The sequence below is a fragment of the Neptunomonas phycophila genome, assembly GCF_001922575.1.
In the GTDB taxonomy this organism is placed as follows: Bacteria; Pseudomonadota; Gammaproteobacteria; order Pseudomonadales; family Balneatricaceae; genus Neptunomonas; species Neptunomonas phycophila.
Window position 1 is genome coordinate 22,512 of sequence record NZ_MRCI01000006.1, and the last position, 17,379, is coordinate 39,890.

Below are 17,379 nucleotides of genomic sequence, written 5' to 3' on the forward strand. Positions count from 1 at the left end.
ATTTAGTGAACTTGATCTGATTTGGGCACATGTGCGGAATCGCTAAACATGGCTTTAATGTCCGTTTCATCAAAACGATAGTGGGCATTACAAAACTGACAGCCAACCTCGATAACTCCTTGTTCGGCAATCATTTCTGAGAGCTCTTCTTGGGTCATAAACTGTAAAGCATTGGCGCTACGCTCACGTGAGCAGTCACACTTAAATACGACAGGATCAGGATCAAAGAGACGGCAGTTTTCTTCATGGAATAGGCGGTACAGCAGCGTTTCGTTATCTAACTCAAGCAGCTCTTCAGATTTGAGCGTCGCCCCAATATGCGAAATATGCTCCCAGTCATTCTCTTTTGTTCCTACGGCTGGCATCACCTGCAGCAAAAAGCCGGCGGCGCGTTGATCATCAGCCGCTAGGTGAATTTGTGTAGGCAATTGTTCAGACTGTAAAAAGTAATCTGTTAAGCAATCCGACAAGGTATCTTTTTCCAGCGGTACAATACCCTGATAGCGCTGTCCTGATTCTGGCTCTACAGTGATGACTAAATGTCCAGCATCGCCGATTAAATCAATAATATTAGCGCTATCATCCACCTCACCCTCATAACGAGCAATGGCACGGCATTCGCGATTCTGGTTAATTTCGGCCATCAATGCGCGAACCCGGCCACTCCCTTGGGCTTGCAATAAAAGACGGCCTTCAAATTTGAGAGTCGTACTTAATAAGGAAACAGCGGCTAGCATTTCACCTAGTGCTTGGCGAATAGCCATCGGATACTCATGCAATGCTAAGATATCTTGGTAAGTCTCTTCTATACCTACCACCACGCCACGAATGTCGAGGTTATCAAATAAAATACGTTGGATTTGATCAGGATTACTCATGGCTTATTCTCTCGCTGACACCGGTTTGCGCTTATTAGGCTAACCAGCGGCTTTTTAGATATCATTGACGGCCGCATTTTATCACAGAGTTTCGCAATCATCCGCGCTGAAGCTCTTTAACTTCAAGTAACTGACGACGGCTGCGTTTATCGGGTCGGTGGCCAGGATTCAAGGAAGCGCCACCCATGGCTTTACGCTCTAAAGCACGCTTCTCTCGACGCTCTATGCTGTCAGCCGTTTCTTCGTATAACAGCTGAGCTTCTGGCGCTCCGCGACGCTGCCCCGATAACGCTTTAATCACGATGATGCGTTCATCCATACCTTGACGAACCTGCAAGGTAGCCCCCACTTCAACCACTTTGCTGCATTTAGCGCGCTGGCCTTCGTAATGGACTTTGCCACCTTCAATCATCTGTTTAGCTATCGCCCGCGTTTTATAAAAGCGCGCGGCCCAGAGCCATTTATCCAAACGTATTTTTTCTTGATCAGACATCGCGGTTGACTCCTTTAGGAATAATTTCACTAAACTCATCGAGGATCATAAACTCGTTATTTGGCTTTTCCTCACCTTGGCTATCGGGCTTTAAGATGGAAAGTAAATAGCGGATGCCGTAGCGCTGCGCAGAACGTAGCACGGGCAAACTGTCATCTATAAATAACGTACGCTGCGGATCAAACGGCTCGATATCCTGCAGGCAATCCCAAAATTCGGCCTTTTCTTTAGGCTGCTGAAAATCGTGTGAGCTAATGATCCGGTCCACTCGATCTCCCAGATCGGTATGCTCTAACTTAAGATCCAAACTACCTCGATGGGCATTGGTAATAATGACCGAGCGCATGCCCGCGTTCTGCACCGCGGCTAAAAAGTCCTGAACGTGCGGCCGAAAGCTAATGCGGTCCGTTATTTCTCGTTTGAGTGCAACAATATCGACTTGTAGCTCTTGAGACCAATAGTCCAAGCAATACCAATTCAGCGTCCCGTGCTCTTGCATAATGCGTTGATGGAGCCAAGTACGTACTTCAACAGGATCCAATTGATGCAGCTCGGCATAGCGTAACGGCAGGTGTTCTAACCAAAAATGTGAGTCAAAGTGAAGGTCGAGTAATGTGCCGTCCATATCCAACAGCACTGTATCAATACTAGACCAATCCAACATAGCAGGTACAATCAAGAGGCTACCCTTTCTTAATCATTAGGATGTGACAACAGTATGCCCGTGAAGCCCGATCTTTTGAAGGTAACTCCCACCGCAAAGAGCCGATTGTTTCAGGTTGAGGAGCTAGAGTTACGATTCAGCAATGGTGTTGAACGTACGTATGAGCGTCTGGCCTCGCGAGGTAATGGTGCTGTGATGATTGTTGCCATCGATGATGACGACAACGCCATTCTTATCCGCGAATATGCTGGCGGTATTAACGATTACGTACTGACGCTTCCTAAAGGGTTGATAGACCCTGGCGAAGATGCGCCAACGGCAGCCAACCGTGAGCTAAAAGAAGAAGCAGGGTTTGGCGCCAATAGCATTTCTATATTACGTGAAATGACAACCGCACCGAATTACATGGGCCATAAGATCACAGCTCTGATAGCGCAAGACTTATATCCGTGTAAATTAGAGGGCGACGAGCCTGAACCTTTAGAAGTGATACGCTGGCCTCTGCGTGATTTAGATACCTTGATTTATCGCGAGGATTTTTCAGAAGGCCGCTCTATTGCTGCACTATTGATGGTTAAACAAAAGCTGGGGTTGTAGACAGCAATCCTAGCGGCATTCCTAATCCAAGTTTAAGTATCAATGGATAAGGTCGCTAAGACCGGATTATGATCAGAGATGGCCACGTCAATGGCGCTGGCCTGCTCTACCCGAAGACCGCGATAAAATACGTAATCTAACGGGTGAGATAAAAAGCATTTTATATGCTGTTTATCAGTAAACTCGACTTCGCGTAACCCTAAACGTGTCATGAGTGCTCGCAAGTGGTTAATGCGCTTTAGGTTCCATGTATTAAAGTCCCCCGCTATGATCAACGGCCCTTTATGATGAGCAATCAACTGGCTAATACTGGCCATCTCTTCATAAAAGTATTGGTTAAAGACAAAATTAATAGCATGAACATTGACCACTAGCAGGTCACCCCCGCCTTCCACTGGATGATGAGTCACCAGTGCACTTTTGTGCGTCGCTAACATTAGCTCTTGGCGCTGAGAAATAAACGGCGTACTTTGATCACATCGCACATTAAACGCGCTCATAACACCAAACAACTCTTTACGCGTTTGGATATTAGGCGACATCGACCACGAGTAACCATGCAGGTCAAACTCTTCTTTTTGAAATGTCCGCGCCTCTTGCAGTAACACTAGGTTTATGGGCGTTTGCTCCAGCAAGCCGCCTATCACTGAGCGAAATACCGGTTTACCACTAAGTTTAGCGACATTCCAACTCAGTAACGTTAACCGCGTTGGGCACAGGTCATTTTGGTGCCTCAGTCGCGTATATTGGTCAGATGTTGGCGGTCTTGGCTTTAACATCAGCAATCACTAGAGTTGCGGCGCTAAGATGCGCATAAAGTTTTCCATTACACGTCGGACTCTACTTTTAGAGCGCGGTTCACTCACCGACATAGCAAGCAAACCTTGCATCCAGGTTTCAATCTCGCCCAGCACACGCTCAGAAGCAACAAAGGTTGCTACCTCATAGTTCAGAAATAAACTGCGATTATCTAAGTTAACGCTCCCCAGCATAGCGCCTTGATCAAACAACACGGCTTTGGCGTGCAACATGGTGCCTTTATATAAATGAATAGCGATTCCGTGCTCTTCTAATTCGCGCATAAAAGAGCTGCGCGCCAAATCGGCTATCGTATGATTCGAGTTCTTGGGGGTAATGAGTTTGACATCTACGCCTCGGTTATGAGCAATCATTAACGCCCGCGTGAGCGCCTCATCAGGCACGAAATAAGGTGTAACAATCCAAATGCGCTGCACCGCTGAATAAATAGCATTGAGCAAGGATTCGTACAGCACATCGCCTTTTAAATCCGGCCCAGATGGTGCAACTTGCACGCGCGTATCGCACTGCGAGCCAGCATGGCTGTGCATGCATAGGGTTTTAATAGCCTCGCGCTCTGGCAAAGTCAGTTTTTCATGCGTGGCGTAGCGCCAATCAGACGCAAAAATTTTAGAGTAATCCCGTACCGATTCGCCTTCTACCCGAAATAACACATCCTGCCACCGTTTGGGATCAGCCTGCGGGCCAAAATACTCACGTGATAGATTCATTCCGCCACTGAGTACACGGCAATGATCGAATAAAAAAATCTTACGGTGGTTTCGCAGATTAATGTAATTTCGAAACGGCATTTTTAATACCGGCATAAAAAACGCAACTTGGGCACCCGCTTCGCGCAAGGCTTTAAATCGATGCTGCATAAAATAAGCACCAAGCGAACCTAACGAATCAATTAGCAACCGCACCTCAACGCCGGCTTTGGCACGCTCAGCGAGGCGATTAATCACCTCATGCGTTACTGCATCAAATTTAAAGACATATGTGCTCATGCAGATTGTATGCTCAGCCTGGCTGATAGACTCTAATAATGCCGAGTTTGCCTGCGTGGCATCCGTAAACAAATCGAATTGCTGTCTAGGTAAGTCATGCCCTTGCCCCACCAGCAGACCGTTAAGCAGGCTCTTTTCGGTATTGTTATCCGCCAGTGCCTGTAAACTATAGTTCTCTTTTTTATATTTTGGCTTTCGCTTACGACTGCCAAATATGAAATATAAAAATACCGCAACATATGGCATCAGCAACATTAACAGTAGCCAAGAAATCATGTTTACAGGGCTACGGCGCTGATAAATCATATGAAACACGGTTATAAAGATCAGTAACTCACCTGTGATCAATATAAGGTGATACAAATAAAACGATGTCAATTCTTCCAACATAGGCCCTCTATCTAGCACTCCCACAGCTTGTGTTGCGCATCGCACACCTTATTCACAAACTTAGACAAGCGCAATGCATCCACTCTACAGTAAAAAACGCAGACGCTGAGATGAGCTTTGATGGGAACTACCTGTTATCGCGCTTAACGCTTTCCTTGAGAAAACCCAGAAGAAACAATAATTCTTTGAGGGCAATGGTACGAATAGACAGCAGAGCACAACCATGGCTGCGTCTGCTTTATGATAAACGTTATATTAGGACTCAGCGGCACACGACGCAGACCCTAAGCGGACATCGCGAGCAACCTGTTTTTGCATCAACGTATCTGAAATTGCGTTATCCATAATCGATTGCATTTCGATATCACTGTAACGCTTGTGCATGTACTTGGATAGGCACTCGCACTGTTGTGCAGATGCCGATCCAGACGCCATGCACCCATCAATAAAGGGCTGGTAAGTTTTAGAAGTTAAGTACTGTGACTTCACCACATAAATCGCCAACATGACGACCGCGATCCAGACGAGAATTTTGCTCATTCTTATTCTTCTTATGCAAGGCACTATTGATGACTCACCAAAGCGCGGAACTAATTAAGGCAATTTGCAGACTCATTGTATGAGCGAAGTGACGAAATAACAGGCCACTTTAGTCGCACAGCATAAGATCCATTAATCACACACAATTTGTGTCATGAAAAGCAGTTTCAAGGGTGCTATCATCGGGGAACTAAAAAAGTTGGGTTACCACCCAATACATAATGGCACTAAACGTGTAGACAAGAAGGTGAACAAAAATGAGCTTTGAATTACCACAACTGCCTTACGCAATGGACGCATTGGAACCACACATTTCTAAAGAAACGTTGGAATTCCATTACGGTAAACACCACAAAACTTATGTTGATAAACTAAACGGTCTAGTACCGGGTTCAGAGTACGAAGGCAAATCTCTGGAAGATATCATCAAGTCTGCACCCGCTGGCGGCGTATTCAACAACGCAGCGCAAGTATGGAACCACACGTTCTATTGGAACTGCCTATCTCCAAACGGTGGCGGTGAGCCAACAGGCGCTATCGCAGACGCTATCAAATCTAAATGGGGTTCTTTCGAAGAGTTCCAAAAAGAATTTAACGATAAAGCTGTTAACAACTTCGGCTCTAGCTGGACGTGGTTAGTTAAAAATGACGACTTCTCTTTAGAAATCGTTAACACAAGCAACGCAGGCAACCCAATGACAAGCGGCCAACGCCCTGTTATGACTTGCGACTTGTGGGAGCACGCTTACTACATCGATTACCGTAACGTTCGCCCTAACTACTTAGGCGGCTTCTGGTCATTAGTAAACTGGGACTTCATCAACGAAAGCTTCGCGGTTTAATACACATCACAAAGCACCCTAGCTTGGGTGCTTTTTTTTCGTCATGTCAAAAGGATAGGACAATGCCCTCCATACCAAACACCGTTAACGACGTAACTATTAACTTCTCAGCGCAAGCTAACAATTCAGTCGATCAGCGTATTGTCGATGCCCTGAATGAAATTATCACCAGCGAGCTAGTCGAGGATCATTCGTTAACATCTTTGTACGTATCTTCTGCAAACGACCAGCACTCACTCCCTAGTCGCCATGTTCAAGGGCAAGGTAAAGCGATCGATATTTCGAGAGTAAACGGGAAAAAAATCGTCCTTTATTACAACTCAGATGACGATGTAAAAGCCGTAGTTGATGCTTTACAAGCTAACTTTGAAAACTACCAACATCGCCGAGAAAACTTTGGTCCATCATTAAAACACAAGCTTGGTAGTAGCTTTCCAGTAAGCGGCCATAACGATCACATCCATCTATCTGTCAACTAAGGGCTAAACTACCCATGAAAACGATAGGACTCACTTTACTTTTGCTGCTGACAGGCTGCTCAGCCATTCAAGACGTCCCTTATGTAAAAGAGACATTGGCTTACGGCGAGTTTACTGAACTAAACAGCTTAGACACAGCCGTTGAGAAAAACCTCATGCTAAGGCTCTATAAAGTACCGTCGCATGATCACAGTTGTGGCATTGAAACAGAGCAGGCATGTAATTATGTTTATACGCTAAGCGTTTCAACTTTTGACGAGCATCCCGAAGTAAATACCTACTCACTAGGTACGGGTTATATTTCGGATATTGCTTGGCTCAATGAAGACGCTGTTGATACTGTAAAACTTCAATACACAATGAAGTCTTACAGTGACTCAGCAACTCCGCCGACGGAGCAACGGGTTGAACAACATGTCATTAGCGTAACGCCCAAAACGTTAATTCAATTACGTTAGTGCTACTGGCAGCCTTTTTATGTAAGAGTTTCTTTACCCATAAAGAAACTCTTATTGGCTTACTAAACTAACCCTGCCAATTCAGCCAACAATTCGTAAGATTTCTGCCGCGCTGTTTGATCATATACTGCCGTATTCACGATCAATTCGTCTGCTTGCGTTTTATTAATAAACTCATCTAACTGCTGCTTTGCGGTTTCTGGTGAGCCGACAACTGACGCGCCTAAAAAGTCATGTACCGAGTGCTTTTCGTGCGGTAGCCAAAGGTGGTCCATCGAGTCGACCGGAGGTTGCATTTTACCCAGGTCATTCCTAAATAAGCGCAACACATGTTGCTGCTGGCTGGTAAAGAGTCGCTTGGCTTCTGCATCGGTCTCCGCAATAACGACATTCATCCCCACCATGGCATGTGGTTTTTCCAGATACGCAGATGGAGTAAACGCTGATCGATAAATGCCCAGAGCTTGCATCATGTAACCCGGAGCAAACTGCCCAGCAAAGGCATACGGCAAACCGAGCTGTCCGGCCAGTTGCGCGCTAAAACCACTGGAGCCTAGCAACCAAATGGGAATATCCAGACCGGCTCCTGGTACAGCGGTTACGTCGCTCTCGTTAAAGAAATAACGTTGCAGCTCTTCTAAACGCTCAGGAAAATCATCGCCGTTGGAGCCTGTTTGGCGGCGCAGTGCACGCATTGTTTTACCATCGCTACCGGGTGCACGACCTAAGCCAAGATCAATCCGACCGGGGTAAAGTGACTCTAACGTGCCAAATTGTTCAGCGATGACTAGCGGCGCATGGTTAGGCAACATGATACCGCCTGCGCCTACACGGATATTTTGCGTTCCTGCCGCTAAATGGCTAATCAAAATGGACGTCGCGGAGCTGGCGATACCCGGCATGTTGTGGTGCTCGGCTACCCAATAGCGTGTGTAGCCTAAGTTATCCACATGTTGTGCTAGCGCTAAGCTGTTGTTGAAGGAGTCAGCCGCTACTTGCCCTTCAAGAATGGGTGCTAGATCCAAAACAGAGAGCGGTGTGTTAGATACTGTTTTAGGGGGATGCGTTGCATCAGCCATGATAAGTTCAGCCTAATCTTTAAGTATGTAGGCTTAGTATGGTGGCGATCAGAAGCGGTTTAAATGCTCGTAGGCTGCAACGCAGTGTTGCAGCCTCGGGCGACTAATCATCTTATTTATCAGTACTGGGTTCTTGCGCGATGGGGTTACGCAGTAGGCCCACACCACTGATCTCCACCTCGACAATATCGCCGGGCTTCATGTATAAGCGCGGTTTACGCACAACGCCAACACCACCGGGCGTACCAGTTACAATGACATCTCCAGGTACTAAGGTACAAAAAGTGGAGATATACGAGATAAGCGCGGGTATATCAAAAATGAAATCAGAGAACGCAGAATGTTGTACTTGCTCCCCATTTAAGCGCGTTGTAACAGTTTGGTTGGGCAAATCCGCATCATTGATCTCGTCGCGAGTGACCATCCACGGCCCAAAAGCACCGGTATTATCGAAATTTTTACCAGCCGTAAATTGGCGCGTATGCATCTGCCAATCTCGAATACTCGCATCGTTATAACAGCTATAACCTGCGACATGATCAAACGCGTCCTTTTCCGCAATATGGCGACCGCCCTTGCCAATAATAACGGCCAGCTCGCCTTCAAAATCAAGCTTTTCAGAAACAGTTGGGCGGATGATCGGCTGGCCTGAAGCGACCTGCGTTGAACTGAAGCGAGTAAAGAGCACCGGGTGCTCCATTTCTGGCATACCTGTTTCTAACCGATGACTTTCGTAATTGAGACCCACACACAAAATTTTCTCGGGGTTGGGGATCACGGGCAATAAATCAACGGCGGCTAATGGATAACTAGGGACACTAGTTAGCACATCCGGCACGTCAAATGGATCGGCTAGAAACTGCCGAAGGTCATTAATTTCTGGATCTACGCCACCTAGATCATAAACATTTTGATCGACCACGGCACCAAAAGTCGCGCGGCCATCGATAGAAAAAGAAGTCAGTTTCATGTGATATCCTTAAAGAGATAAATCGAGCTGGGCGCTCTAGCAGAGCAGGGCACCCAGCTTATTGCGGCTGGCCATGAACGGCATCCATTAATGTTTGATGCGTGGTTTCCCACTGACGCAATGCTTGCAGAACATCTTGCCGCTCCATTCTAAGCCAAAACAATGCTTGGTAATGCTCGTGTGTTTGTAGTGCATCGCGCGCAGCATGCTCTGCGCTATTAACGCGCAAGGGTCGCCGATGTAAAAAGCGCGTTTGTTCTTTTGCTATGAGTCGCTCTAGCTCATCCACTCGCCGTTCCAGCTTATAACGCTCTGTTGCTGGCTGGTAGCCGCTCATAAAGCTGGCTTCGTCAGTGGCAGGAGTATGGCATGTTCCTTTGTACTGGCCGCCATGTAATCCAAAATAGTAGCCCTTCGATTGCGTACAGAATTGCTGCAAGCCTTGTTGATAGCCTTGCTCATATTGCGTTTTATCTGGCACAACGCTCACATCCGCACAAGAGCGATAGTACTTTTCAAGACGGGTCGCTGATACACGCCCTTGCTCTGCATCGAGCTGACCAACAGTAGACCAGTCGGCTTGCAGACATTCTTTATCACTCATGGCGCTGCATGCACTTAACACACTAACCATCATAATGAGCTGCAAGCAACGCCATATATTCATCGTCTTAATCCGCCAGCATCACAGAAGACAATGTAGGCCATACCTGCTCTAACACAATCGGTTGTGCTTCGGCTGTCGGGTGTAAACCATCGCTTTGCATCAGCTCAGGTTTTAATGCGACATCTTCTAGTAAAAAAGGGACGCGAGCTAACTTATACTCTTGAGCTAAACTTTCATAAAGCCCAAAGAAGCGACGCGTGTAACGTGGGCCGTAATTAGGCGGCAGCTGGATCCCTACAATAATTGGCTCCGCACCCGCCTCTTGGGACTGGTCGATAAGCGCACGTAAATTTTGTTCTATACGGGGAATGGGCGTGGCACGTAATCCGTCATTTGCGCCCAGCTCAAGAACTATCCAATTGGGCTGATGTCTATTAAGTAATTCGGGTAGACGGGTTAGTCCTCCTTGGGTGGTTTCGCCACTAATGCTCGCGTTAACGACTTTAATATCAGACCCTTGCTCAACTAAACGATTTTGAAGCAAGGCAACCCAGCCCTCTTCCGGTTTTAAGCGGTAAGCGGCCGATAAGCTATCACCTAATACCAAGAGTGTTTGAGCCGATGCATTATTCCATGCCAACATGGGAATGAGCGCTAAAGACAACATAACGAGACGGAAATACGACATGCCAGAGACTGCTCCTATTGCTATTAACGCCAACCATCTCGCAAAAACCTTCAAGACTCAAGCGGGAGAGCTAACTCTCTTTAACAACTTATCACTGCAAGTACAGCAAGGTGAAAGCATTGCTATTATTGGCCAATCCGGTGCGGGCAAGTCGACATTATTAAGTTTACTCGCGGGTTTGGACACACCAACCAGCGGAAATGTTCAGTTATCAGGCGTTGACCTAAGTACATTAGAAGATAGCGAACGGGCCGCATGGCGAGCTCAGCACTTGGGCTTTATTTTCCAATCATTTCATTTGCTCCCAGAACTCAATGCCACTGAGAACGTGCAACTTCCTTTAGATATCCGAGGCGATAAACTAGCGAGCAACAAAGCCATGAGCTTATTGGATCAGGTTGGTTTAAGCCACCGACATGATCATTATCCGGCACAGCTCTCCGGTGGTGAACAGCAACGTGTGGCGATAGCTCGCGCCTTTGTCACATCGCCCACTATCTTATTTGCCGACGAGCCAACGGGAAATCTAGACGCCGAAACCGGCGAGAAGATTATCCAACAACTGTTCGACTTAAACGCAAGAAAGTCCACTACGCTGGTACTGATTACACATGACGATCATTTAGCTTCGCGTTGCGATCGGCAATTCCGACTCTCGAATGGTCAACTGGTTGATGTTAGCCGAGCCCAACCGGATCTGTTGGCGGAGGCCTCGCCACTATGATTGCTCGCCTTGCATATAAACAGTCTAAAGCTCAATGGCGGCGCTCCGACTGGCGTGCGTTATTAGTGTCTCTTTTTCTAATGACAAGCTTGATTACCCTTTTGAGTTTAACGGGAGACCGACTGCAAAATAGCTTGGTTTTACGCAGTGCCGAAGTCCTTGGCGCGGATATGATCATTAGTAGCAGCCGTCCACTGGACGATGAATTGCGCAAAACAGTCGCTGACAGTGGACTTGCCTCTACTGAAGTCACCCAGTTTTCTACGGTAGTCGAAGCTGGCGACGCTATTTTACTCAGCTCGATCAGAGCCGTATCACCGCCGTACCCCATGCGCGGAGAAATAGTCACCCAACCACCCTTGCCCTCATCCGCCACAGCGAATGAAAGACTACCTTCCCCAGGGAATGTTTGGGTTGAGCAATCTGTTTTAGACCGACTGGGCGTTAACGTGGGCGATACGATTAACATCGGCTATGCTCCGCTGGTGATTGATCGGCTCATCATGAGCAGTCCCGACCGAGGCAGCGGATTTCGTAGCTTTAATCCGCAGGTAATTATGCGCAGTGAGGACTTAGCCGCCACTCAGGTTATCTCACCTGGCAGCCGAGTGCGTTACCGCCTGTTATTAGCCGGTGATACTGAAGCGGTTGCTAATTTGGACGCGGCACTCAAGCCCACCCTTAAAACATGGCAACGAGCCTTTACCGCCCAAGGAGACCAGCCGGTTAGCCGCAATGCCATTGGTAACGCTGGCCAGTACCTCAAGCTTAGTGCCTTATTCGCGCTGTTATTAGGCGGCTTTTCTATTTTCTTAAGCTTGCGTCGTTTTAGTGCTGACCAGCAACACAGAACCGCCCTTCTCTTGAGCTTGGGGCTCTCTCGTCAACAGCTCATGCAACTGTTTGGTTTGCAGCTCTTTAGTGGATGGCTAATTGCGGCTATTCCTGGGATGCTGCTAGGTTTGGGTTTGCATTATGGTGTGATGAACTTGCTCAGTGGCCTTCTACCGCAGCCACTACCTAGCTTGAGCATGCTCATGTTACTCAGCAGCCCCTTATTGGCGGCCGCCATATTACTGGTACTCGGTTTGCCAACCTTACTCCCCCTCAGCCAAATATCGGTAATGACTCTGCTTCGCCAAGACAGCGCGAACAACACCCATACGCCTAAATGGGTACAGTTAGTCACGCCATTACTATTATTTGGATTAATGTCCTTATTTGTTGAATCGCTGATCTTAGCCGCGTTAATGACCGCAGGGTTACTGCTGATTGGCTGGTTGTCTGGCTACGCCGTCCAGTGGTTAATCCAACAATTCAACCAACGCTTAAAACATCGGATCAGGCTCTTCCCGTTACTTACATTGCGTATACGACAACAACGCCATTGGCATCGTTTGCAAGGTGGCGTTTTAACCTTGCTATTGACCTTAATGTCCGTGCTATTTTTTGCCCGCCAAGACCTGCTTAATGACTGGGAACAACAGCTACCCGCTGATACGCCTAACAACTTCGTTATTAATATTCAGCCTTGGGAACGAGATCAAATTGATACTTGGCTAAATGAGCATGACGTGAGCGCGACCCTGTACCCAATGATACGTGGTCGCGTCACGACCATTAACGGCGTGTTACCGGAGGAAATCCTCACACCAGAACAACAGAATCACAACACACTCAACCGAGAGCTTAATCTGACATGGGGCACCGGCATACCAGCGCACAACACACTGGAAGCAGGTGAATGGAGCAGCGATAACAATGCCATATCTATCGAAAAATCGATGGCCGATGAGCTAGGTTTAGTGCTTGGAGACGAGCTTGGTTTTCAAGTAGGCAGCGATACCTTTACCGGCACTATTACCAGTGTTCGCGGTGTCGAGTGGACGTCATTTCAGCCTAACTTTTATGTGGTCTTTTCTCCTGGAGTTATCAACGATTTACCCGCAACCTACATCACGAGTTTTAGGCTAACACCGGAACAAAAACCGTATTCAGCGCAGCTGGTTAAAGCGTTCCCCACATTAACGTTAATCGATGTGGAGCAACTGTTAAACCAAGCTCAGGACCTGATTAATAAACTAAGCGACAGCGCCTCGTTTATCATGCTACTCACCGTGCTAAGCGGCCTATTGCTGGTGGTGGTGACTCTGCAACAAGACCTAGCCAAACGTCGGTTTGAAGTCGCCTTATTACGCACGTTAGGCGCGTCTATGCACCAAGCCCAATGGCTGGATCGCATGGAATACATACTGATGGGCTTTAGTTGTGGCATCGTGGCCGCCGTGATGAGCGAAGCGTTACTATTGGGTATTTATTGGGGGCCATTGGATCTACCACCGGCTTGGCACCCGTGGCTTTGGATATCACTACCATTGCTAGCTACCGTTTTGTTCGCACTCACCGGCAGCCTAATCCGACGGGGTTTAAGCCTGCCCCGCAGTTATCAGCTATTAAAAAGCCATGATTAGCATGGCTAGATAGTTACGCCTGCTACTCTAAGGCTTTAGGCAAGAATTAGGCGACGTGATGACTAGCCTAATCCTTTGGTCGCGGTTTGATGGCATTCCTCGGCCATCTCCGCCAGCTTGCTATAAAAATCCGGCATTGGCTGTTAATATGCAGCCCAAACCACACTAGGCGGCTGGTTTAGCGGTACTAGTATTATAAAAGCAATAAAGAGATAGGTGACATTCAATGGCACATGACGACGAAAACTTTCGTGATTCATCTGGCTACGGCTGGATCATCATCAACATTGCTGCACTCTTGTGGATAACTATGCCTGTGAGCATAGCATTTACTAAAGTAGTTCAGTGGTAAGCATTTCTAATAAGCCGCTACGCAGCCATTCGCTCTCCATTTGAATGTACCTGAATAGCGGCTGCCTTCACACTACCCGCCCTTTTAGACCACCCATTTTTTTATTTTAGCCCTCTTCTAGCTGTGCTAATGTTACAGGTAACATCGGACCTCAGGCACGGGCATGACCACTAAAAAAAGAAGACCAACTTTACAGGATGTAGCCGAACAGGTGGGGGTCACTAAAATGACCATCAGCCGCTTTCTTAAAAACCCCGAGCTTGTCTCGGAGCAGCTGCACGATAAAATTAAAGCGGCCTTGGACAATTTAGGCTACATACCTAATCGCGGCCCTGACATCCTTTCAAAGTCCAAAAGCTACGCCATTGGAGTCTTGGTGCCGTCGCTCACCAACCAGGTTTTCTCAGAGGTTATTCGCGGAATAGAATCTGTCACAGATCCGGCGGGTTACCAAACGATGTTAGCGCATTATAGTTATAGCTTGGATGCTGAAGAATCACGCATAGCAGCCCTATTATCCTACAACGTGGACGGGCTTATTCTATCGGACAGTTTTCATACTGAGCGCGTTCGCAAAATGATCAAAACAGCCGGGATTCCTGTGATTGAGGTCATGGACTCTGTATCACCAGCCATTGAGCAAGCGATCGGTTTTGACAACGAGGCCGCCGCTTTTGCTATGACCGAGCTAATGATTGAGCGAGGCCGCACCAAGATCATCTACTTTGCCGCTCGAATGGACGCCCGCACTCGCTTTAAAATCCGCGGCTATGAACAAGCAATGCGCAAGCACGGGCTGGCTCCATTTAGCCTGCAAACCGAGGAAGCCTCCTCGTTTACACGCGGCGCCAAGTTACTGGATCAAGCGTTAGCAACCCAGCCGGATATGGATGGTATCTTTTGTACAAATGATGACCTAGCGATTGGCGCCCTCTTTGCCTGTCAGCGCCGCGGCATATCCGTTCCCAATCAAATCGGCATTGCGGGCTTTCATGGCCATGATATTTCCTCAGCCATTGTTCCAAAACTCGCTACCGTCGTGACACCACGCGAGCGTATGGGGCAAATGGCCGCTGAGCAGCTGTTAGCTCGGCTATCGGGTCAACCTATTGTCGATAGGGTCATTTCGCTGCCCTTCACCCTCGAACCCGGCGAAAGTCTGTAGTCATTTGACGTCGGTCTTTACACACACGCCATAAAGTCATATATTTCTGTAATCGGTATTACACCGATTTCGTTCTCGGGGCGGGGTGAAATTCCCCACCGGCGGTAAAGCCGATCAAGCTTGCTTGAGACGCTAAGCCCGCGAGCGCCTTTTTAGCTCTGTTGTCATATGCGCTATATGATGTGATCTACTCTCAGAGTAGGCAGTACATATCATGCGGTTAGCCATATAGTGAGTTAAAAAGGGTCAGCAGATCTGGTGAGACTCCAGAGCCGACGGTTATAGTCCGGATGATAGAGAGCGTGTCAGACATTATCCTCCATGGCGTATTGCGCGATGGTGGGAAACCTATGGGCTGTTACGTCCGGCATACGCCGTCGTAGCGCCCGTGGCTTGCCTGTCCGTTCGCCCTGATTCAGTGATTTTTAGTAGGATAAACCCATGAATCAGAGCTCAACGAATTCAAATACACTTAACATTCGCGATCAGCGCATCGCTTTTATACATGCCTCATGGCATACCGACATCGTCCTTAATTGCTGGGAAGGCTTCCGCAATGAAATGGCTGAGCGCGGCTATGATGTGGATAAATTTGACTTAATTGCCGTACCGGGCGCTTATGAGATACCACTACAAGCCAAGCTACTCGCCAAAACAGGTCGCTACGCAGCCATTGCTTGCAGCGCACTGGTAGTGGATGGTGGTATTTATCGCCATGACTTTGTTGCCCAGACGGTATGCAACGGTTTAATGCAAGTGCAACTAGAAACCGAAGTACCCGTGCTCACCGCTGTACTCACGCCGCATAACTTCCACGAGCATGACGAGCACAAGCAATACTTTAGCCGTCACTTTGTGCAGAAAGGTCAGGAACTGGCCAATGCTGCCGATGGTGCTATTCGTTTAAAAGCGTCCATATAACGGTGTTAACTCAGGGCGCTATTGAGCGCCCTTTTTCTTACTTTTCTGCTTTTCTAACAGCGCCTCATACCGCTTATCCGTAAGCGTTTCTAAAAACGCCACCAGTGCATCAATACGTTTATCATCTAATGCGGGGCCTGTTTCTAGCTCTGTTAGCGAAAGGTTTTCATTCACCTCTGGTGCTCGCCATGGTTTTCCGGTTTCGGGGTTGATCTGACGTTTTTTACTACGGCTGTTGTACTTGTTATAAAAAAGAATGACTGTACGTAAATCTTTAAACGTTCCGTTGTGCATGTAAGGAGCAGTTACCGCAACATTGCGCAAGGAAGGTGTCTTATACTTACCGCGGGCTGCCACATCTTGTTCGACCGCTGGATTATTTAGCAAGCCTTCATCAATGGCTTTCACTCCGTTTTTATGACGCAAGTGGGTGTTCTCTGGCACTCCGATATTGTGATATTGATAATTTGTGAATGTCTCATCGGCCCTGTTGGGGGTTGTCCGCAGCTGGTGGCATAAGTTGCAGTTAGTGAATTGTTGCGAGAAGAAAAGCGTACGGCCCAACTCTTCTTGTGGCGTCATTGTGTACTCGCCACGTAAATAACGGTCATATTTCGAATCAAATGGCGAGAAAAAATCACCCTTTTCAAACTCGGCTATCGCATCCGTCATAGCGTCATATGCTGTATCGTGATCCTGAAAAACAGCATCCCCATAAATACCTTTAAAAGCACTTTGGTAATGACTGTTTTCTAACAAACGCTCAACGACACTGGTTTTATCTGGCATTCCCATTTCAATTGGGTTTAACGGGGGGCCACCAGCTTGCTCAGCTAACGTTGACGCGCGGCCGTCCCAGAATTGCCCGCCCGCATATATACCATCTTTGCGCCGGTGGAACTTGGGTGCGAATGCCGCATAACCAACACTCGGCGCATTACGATCACCAAACGATTTTGCGTCGTCGCCTAGGGAAGCCGCCATACCAACATCAGGGCTACGGTGGTCAACAAAACCGTCCGCTGGGGCATGGCAGGTAGCACACGACATAGTGCGATTGAAAGATAAATTAGGATCAAAAAATAACTGCTGACCCAACTGAGCTTTTAACTCAGACGACGGTGTCGCGTCTTGCTCCGCCCACACCAGACCGCCAATACAAACACTCATGCACGTTACGATGGCTAACCAAGACTTGATGACGCTTTTCATGATACCTCTCTACGATTGCTTAATACCTAATGGGTATCGGC

The 17,379-nt window shown here is 47.6% G+C and carries 20 protein-coding genes and 1 riboswitch; of the genes, 9 read left to right on the plus strand and 11 right to left on the minus strand.

Going from position 1 to position 17,379, the window contains the following annotated elements; genetic code table 11:
- Positions 1-2 precede the first annotated feature (2 nt).
- The 3 genes from hslO to yrfG all read right to left on the minus strand — a co-directional run bounded on the left by hslO (position 3) and on the right by yrfG (position 2,050).
- Positions 3-878 carry an Hsp33 family molecular chaperone HslO gene (hslO, locus tag BS617_RS17470; protein WP_075174287.1) on the minus strand — a complete coding sequence of 292 codons (876 nt, stop codon included), beginning with the start codon at positions 876-878 and terminating at the stop codon, positions 3-5.
- Positions 879-975: 97 nt separating this feature from the next.
- Positions 976-1,371 carry a ribosome-associated heat shock protein Hsp15 gene (hslR, locus tag BS617_RS17475; RefSeq protein WP_083610192.1) on the minus strand — a complete coding sequence of 132 codons (396 nt, stop codon included), beginning with the start codon at positions 1,369-1,371 and terminating at the stop codon, positions 976-978.
- Positions 1,364-2,050, minus strand: a complete 687-nt coding sequence (gene yrfG / locus BS617_RS17480) for a GMP/IMP nucleotidase (protein WP_346424316.1) — start codon at positions 2,048-2,050, stop codon at positions 1,364-1,366. The genes hslR and yrfG overlap by 8 nt, the downstream gene beginning before the upstream one ends.
- A 39-nt stretch (positions 2,051-2,089) precedes the next feature.
- Between yrfG and nudE the strand changes: the two genes are divergently transcribed.
- Positions 2,090-2,632 carry an ADP compounds hydrolase NudE gene (gene nudE / locus BS617_RS17485; RefSeq protein WP_075174289.1) on the plus strand — a complete coding sequence of 181 codons (543 nt, stop codon included), beginning with the start codon at positions 2,090-2,092 and terminating at the stop codon, positions 2,630-2,632.
- 32 nt (positions 2,633-2,664) lie between these two features.
- On the opposite strand, the gene BS617_RS17490 is transcribed toward nudE, so the two are convergent.
- From BS617_RS17490 to BS617_RS17500, 3 genes are all read right to left on the minus strand, one after another.
- Entirely contained in the window at positions 2,665-3,411 is a 747-nt protein-coding gene (locus BS617_RS17490; RefSeq protein ID WP_075174290.1) for an endonuclease/exonuclease/phosphatase family protein, read from the minus strand.
- A 9-nt stretch (positions 3,412-3,420) separates the two neighbouring features.
- Entirely contained in the window at positions 3,421-4,830 is a 1,410-nt protein-coding gene (locus BS617_RS17495; RefSeq protein ID WP_075174291.1) for a phospholipase D-like domain-containing protein, read from the minus strand.
- A 255-nt stretch (positions 4,831-5,085) separates the two neighbouring features.
- Positions 5,086-5,370, minus strand: a complete 285-nt coding sequence (locus tag BS617_RS17500; protein ID WP_075174292.1) for a hypothetical protein — start codon at positions 5,368-5,370, stop codon at positions 5,086-5,088.
- Between the two features lie 257 nt (positions 5,371-5,627).
- Here BS617_RS17500 and BS617_RS17505 point away from each other — a divergent pair, with 257 nt between their 5' ends.
- From BS617_RS17505 to BS617_RS17515, 3 genes are all read left to right on the plus strand, one after another.
- Positions 5,628-6,212 (plus strand): superoxide dismutase, encoded by a 585-nt coding sequence (locus BS617_RS17505; protein WP_075174293.1) that lies wholly within the window; start codon positions 5,628-5,630, stop codon positions 6,210-6,212.
- A 62-nt stretch (positions 6,213-6,274) separates the two neighbouring features.
- Complete coding sequence (locus tag BS617_RS17510; protein WP_075174294.1) at positions 6,275-6,691, plus strand: hypothetical protein; 417 nt, start codon at positions 6,275-6,277, stop codon at positions 6,689-6,691.
- Between the two features lie 14 nt (positions 6,692-6,705).
- Positions 6,706-7,149, plus strand: a complete 444-nt coding sequence (locus BS617_RS17515) for a hypothetical protein (RefSeq protein ID WP_075174295.1) — start codon at positions 6,706-6,708, stop codon at positions 7,147-7,149.
- Between the two features lie 62 nt (positions 7,150-7,211).
- Here the strand turns inward: BS617_RS17515 and BS617_RS17520 are convergent, their stop codons facing one another.
- The 4 genes from BS617_RS17520 to BS617_RS17535 form a co-directional block, all read right to left on the minus strand.
- Entirely contained in the window at positions 7,212-8,228 is a 1,017-nt protein-coding gene (locus BS617_RS17520) for an LLM class flavin-dependent oxidoreductase (RefSeq protein ID WP_075174296.1), read from the minus strand.
- A 112-nt stretch (positions 8,229-8,340) separates the two neighbouring features.
- Positions 8,341-9,198 carry a fumarylacetoacetate hydrolase family protein gene (locus BS617_RS17525; RefSeq protein ID WP_075174297.1) on the minus strand — a complete coding sequence of 286 codons (858 nt, stop codon included), beginning with the start codon at positions 9,196-9,198 and terminating at the stop codon, positions 8,341-8,343.
- A gap of 58 nt (positions 9,199-9,256) precedes the next feature.
- Positions 9,257-9,865: a DUF2799 domain-containing protein gene (locus BS617_RS17530; RefSeq protein ID WP_075174298.1), complete on the minus strand. Its 609-nt coding sequence runs from the start codon at positions 9,863-9,865 to the stop codon at positions 9,257-9,259.
- 4 nt (positions 9,866-9,869) lie between these two features.
- Entirely contained in the window at positions 9,870-10,493 is a 624-nt protein-coding gene (locus BS617_RS17535; RefSeq protein ID WP_075174299.1) for an arylesterase, read from the minus strand.
- Between BS617_RS17535 and BS617_RS17540 the strand changes: the two genes are divergently transcribed.
- The 5 genes from BS617_RS17540 (at position 10,492) to BS617_RS17555 (ending at position 16,126) form a co-directional block, all read left to right on the plus strand.
- Positions 10,492-11,217: an ABC transporter ATP-binding protein gene (locus BS617_RS17540; RefSeq protein WP_075174300.1), complete on the plus strand. Its 726-nt coding sequence runs from the start codon at positions 10,492-10,494 to the stop codon at positions 11,215-11,217. The genes BS617_RS17535 and BS617_RS17540 overlap by 2 nt on opposite strands.
- Complete coding sequence (locus BS617_RS17545; RefSeq protein ID WP_075174301.1) at positions 11,214-13,688, plus strand: ABC transporter permease; 2,475 nt, start codon at positions 11,214-11,216, stop codon at positions 13,686-13,688. The genes BS617_RS17540 and BS617_RS17545 overlap by 4 nt, the downstream gene beginning before the upstream one ends.
- A 226-nt stretch (positions 13,689-13,914) precedes the next feature.
- Positions 13,915-14,040 carry a hypothetical protein gene (locus BS617_RS18525; protein WP_277252818.1) on the plus strand — a complete coding sequence of 42 codons (126 nt, stop codon included), beginning with the start codon at positions 13,915-13,917 and terminating at the stop codon, positions 14,038-14,040.
- A gap of 163 nt (positions 14,041-14,203) precedes the next feature.
- Positions 14,204-15,205 (plus strand): gluconate operon transcriptional repressor GntR, encoded by a 1,002-nt coding sequence (gntR, locus tag BS617_RS17550; RefSeq protein WP_075174302.1) that lies wholly within the window; start codon positions 14,204-14,206, stop codon positions 15,203-15,205.
- A gap of 67 nt (positions 15,206-15,272) precedes the next feature.
- Positions 15,273-15,511, plus strand: a riboswitch (FMN riboswitch).
- 135 nt (positions 15,512-15,646) lie between these two features.
- Entirely contained in the window at positions 15,647-16,126 is a 480-nt protein-coding gene (locus tag BS617_RS17555; RefSeq protein WP_075174303.1) for a 6,7-dimethyl-8-ribityllumazine synthase, read from the plus strand.
- Between the two features lie 18 nt (positions 16,127-16,144).
- Here BS617_RS17555 and BS617_RS17560 read toward each other — a convergent pair whose 3' ends face one another.
- Positions 16,145-17,338: a cytochrome-c peroxidase gene (locus BS617_RS17560; RefSeq protein WP_083610193.1), complete on the minus strand. Its 1,194-nt coding sequence runs from the start codon at positions 17,336-17,338 to the stop codon at positions 16,145-16,147.
- Positions 17,339-17,379 lie beyond the last annotated feature (41 nt).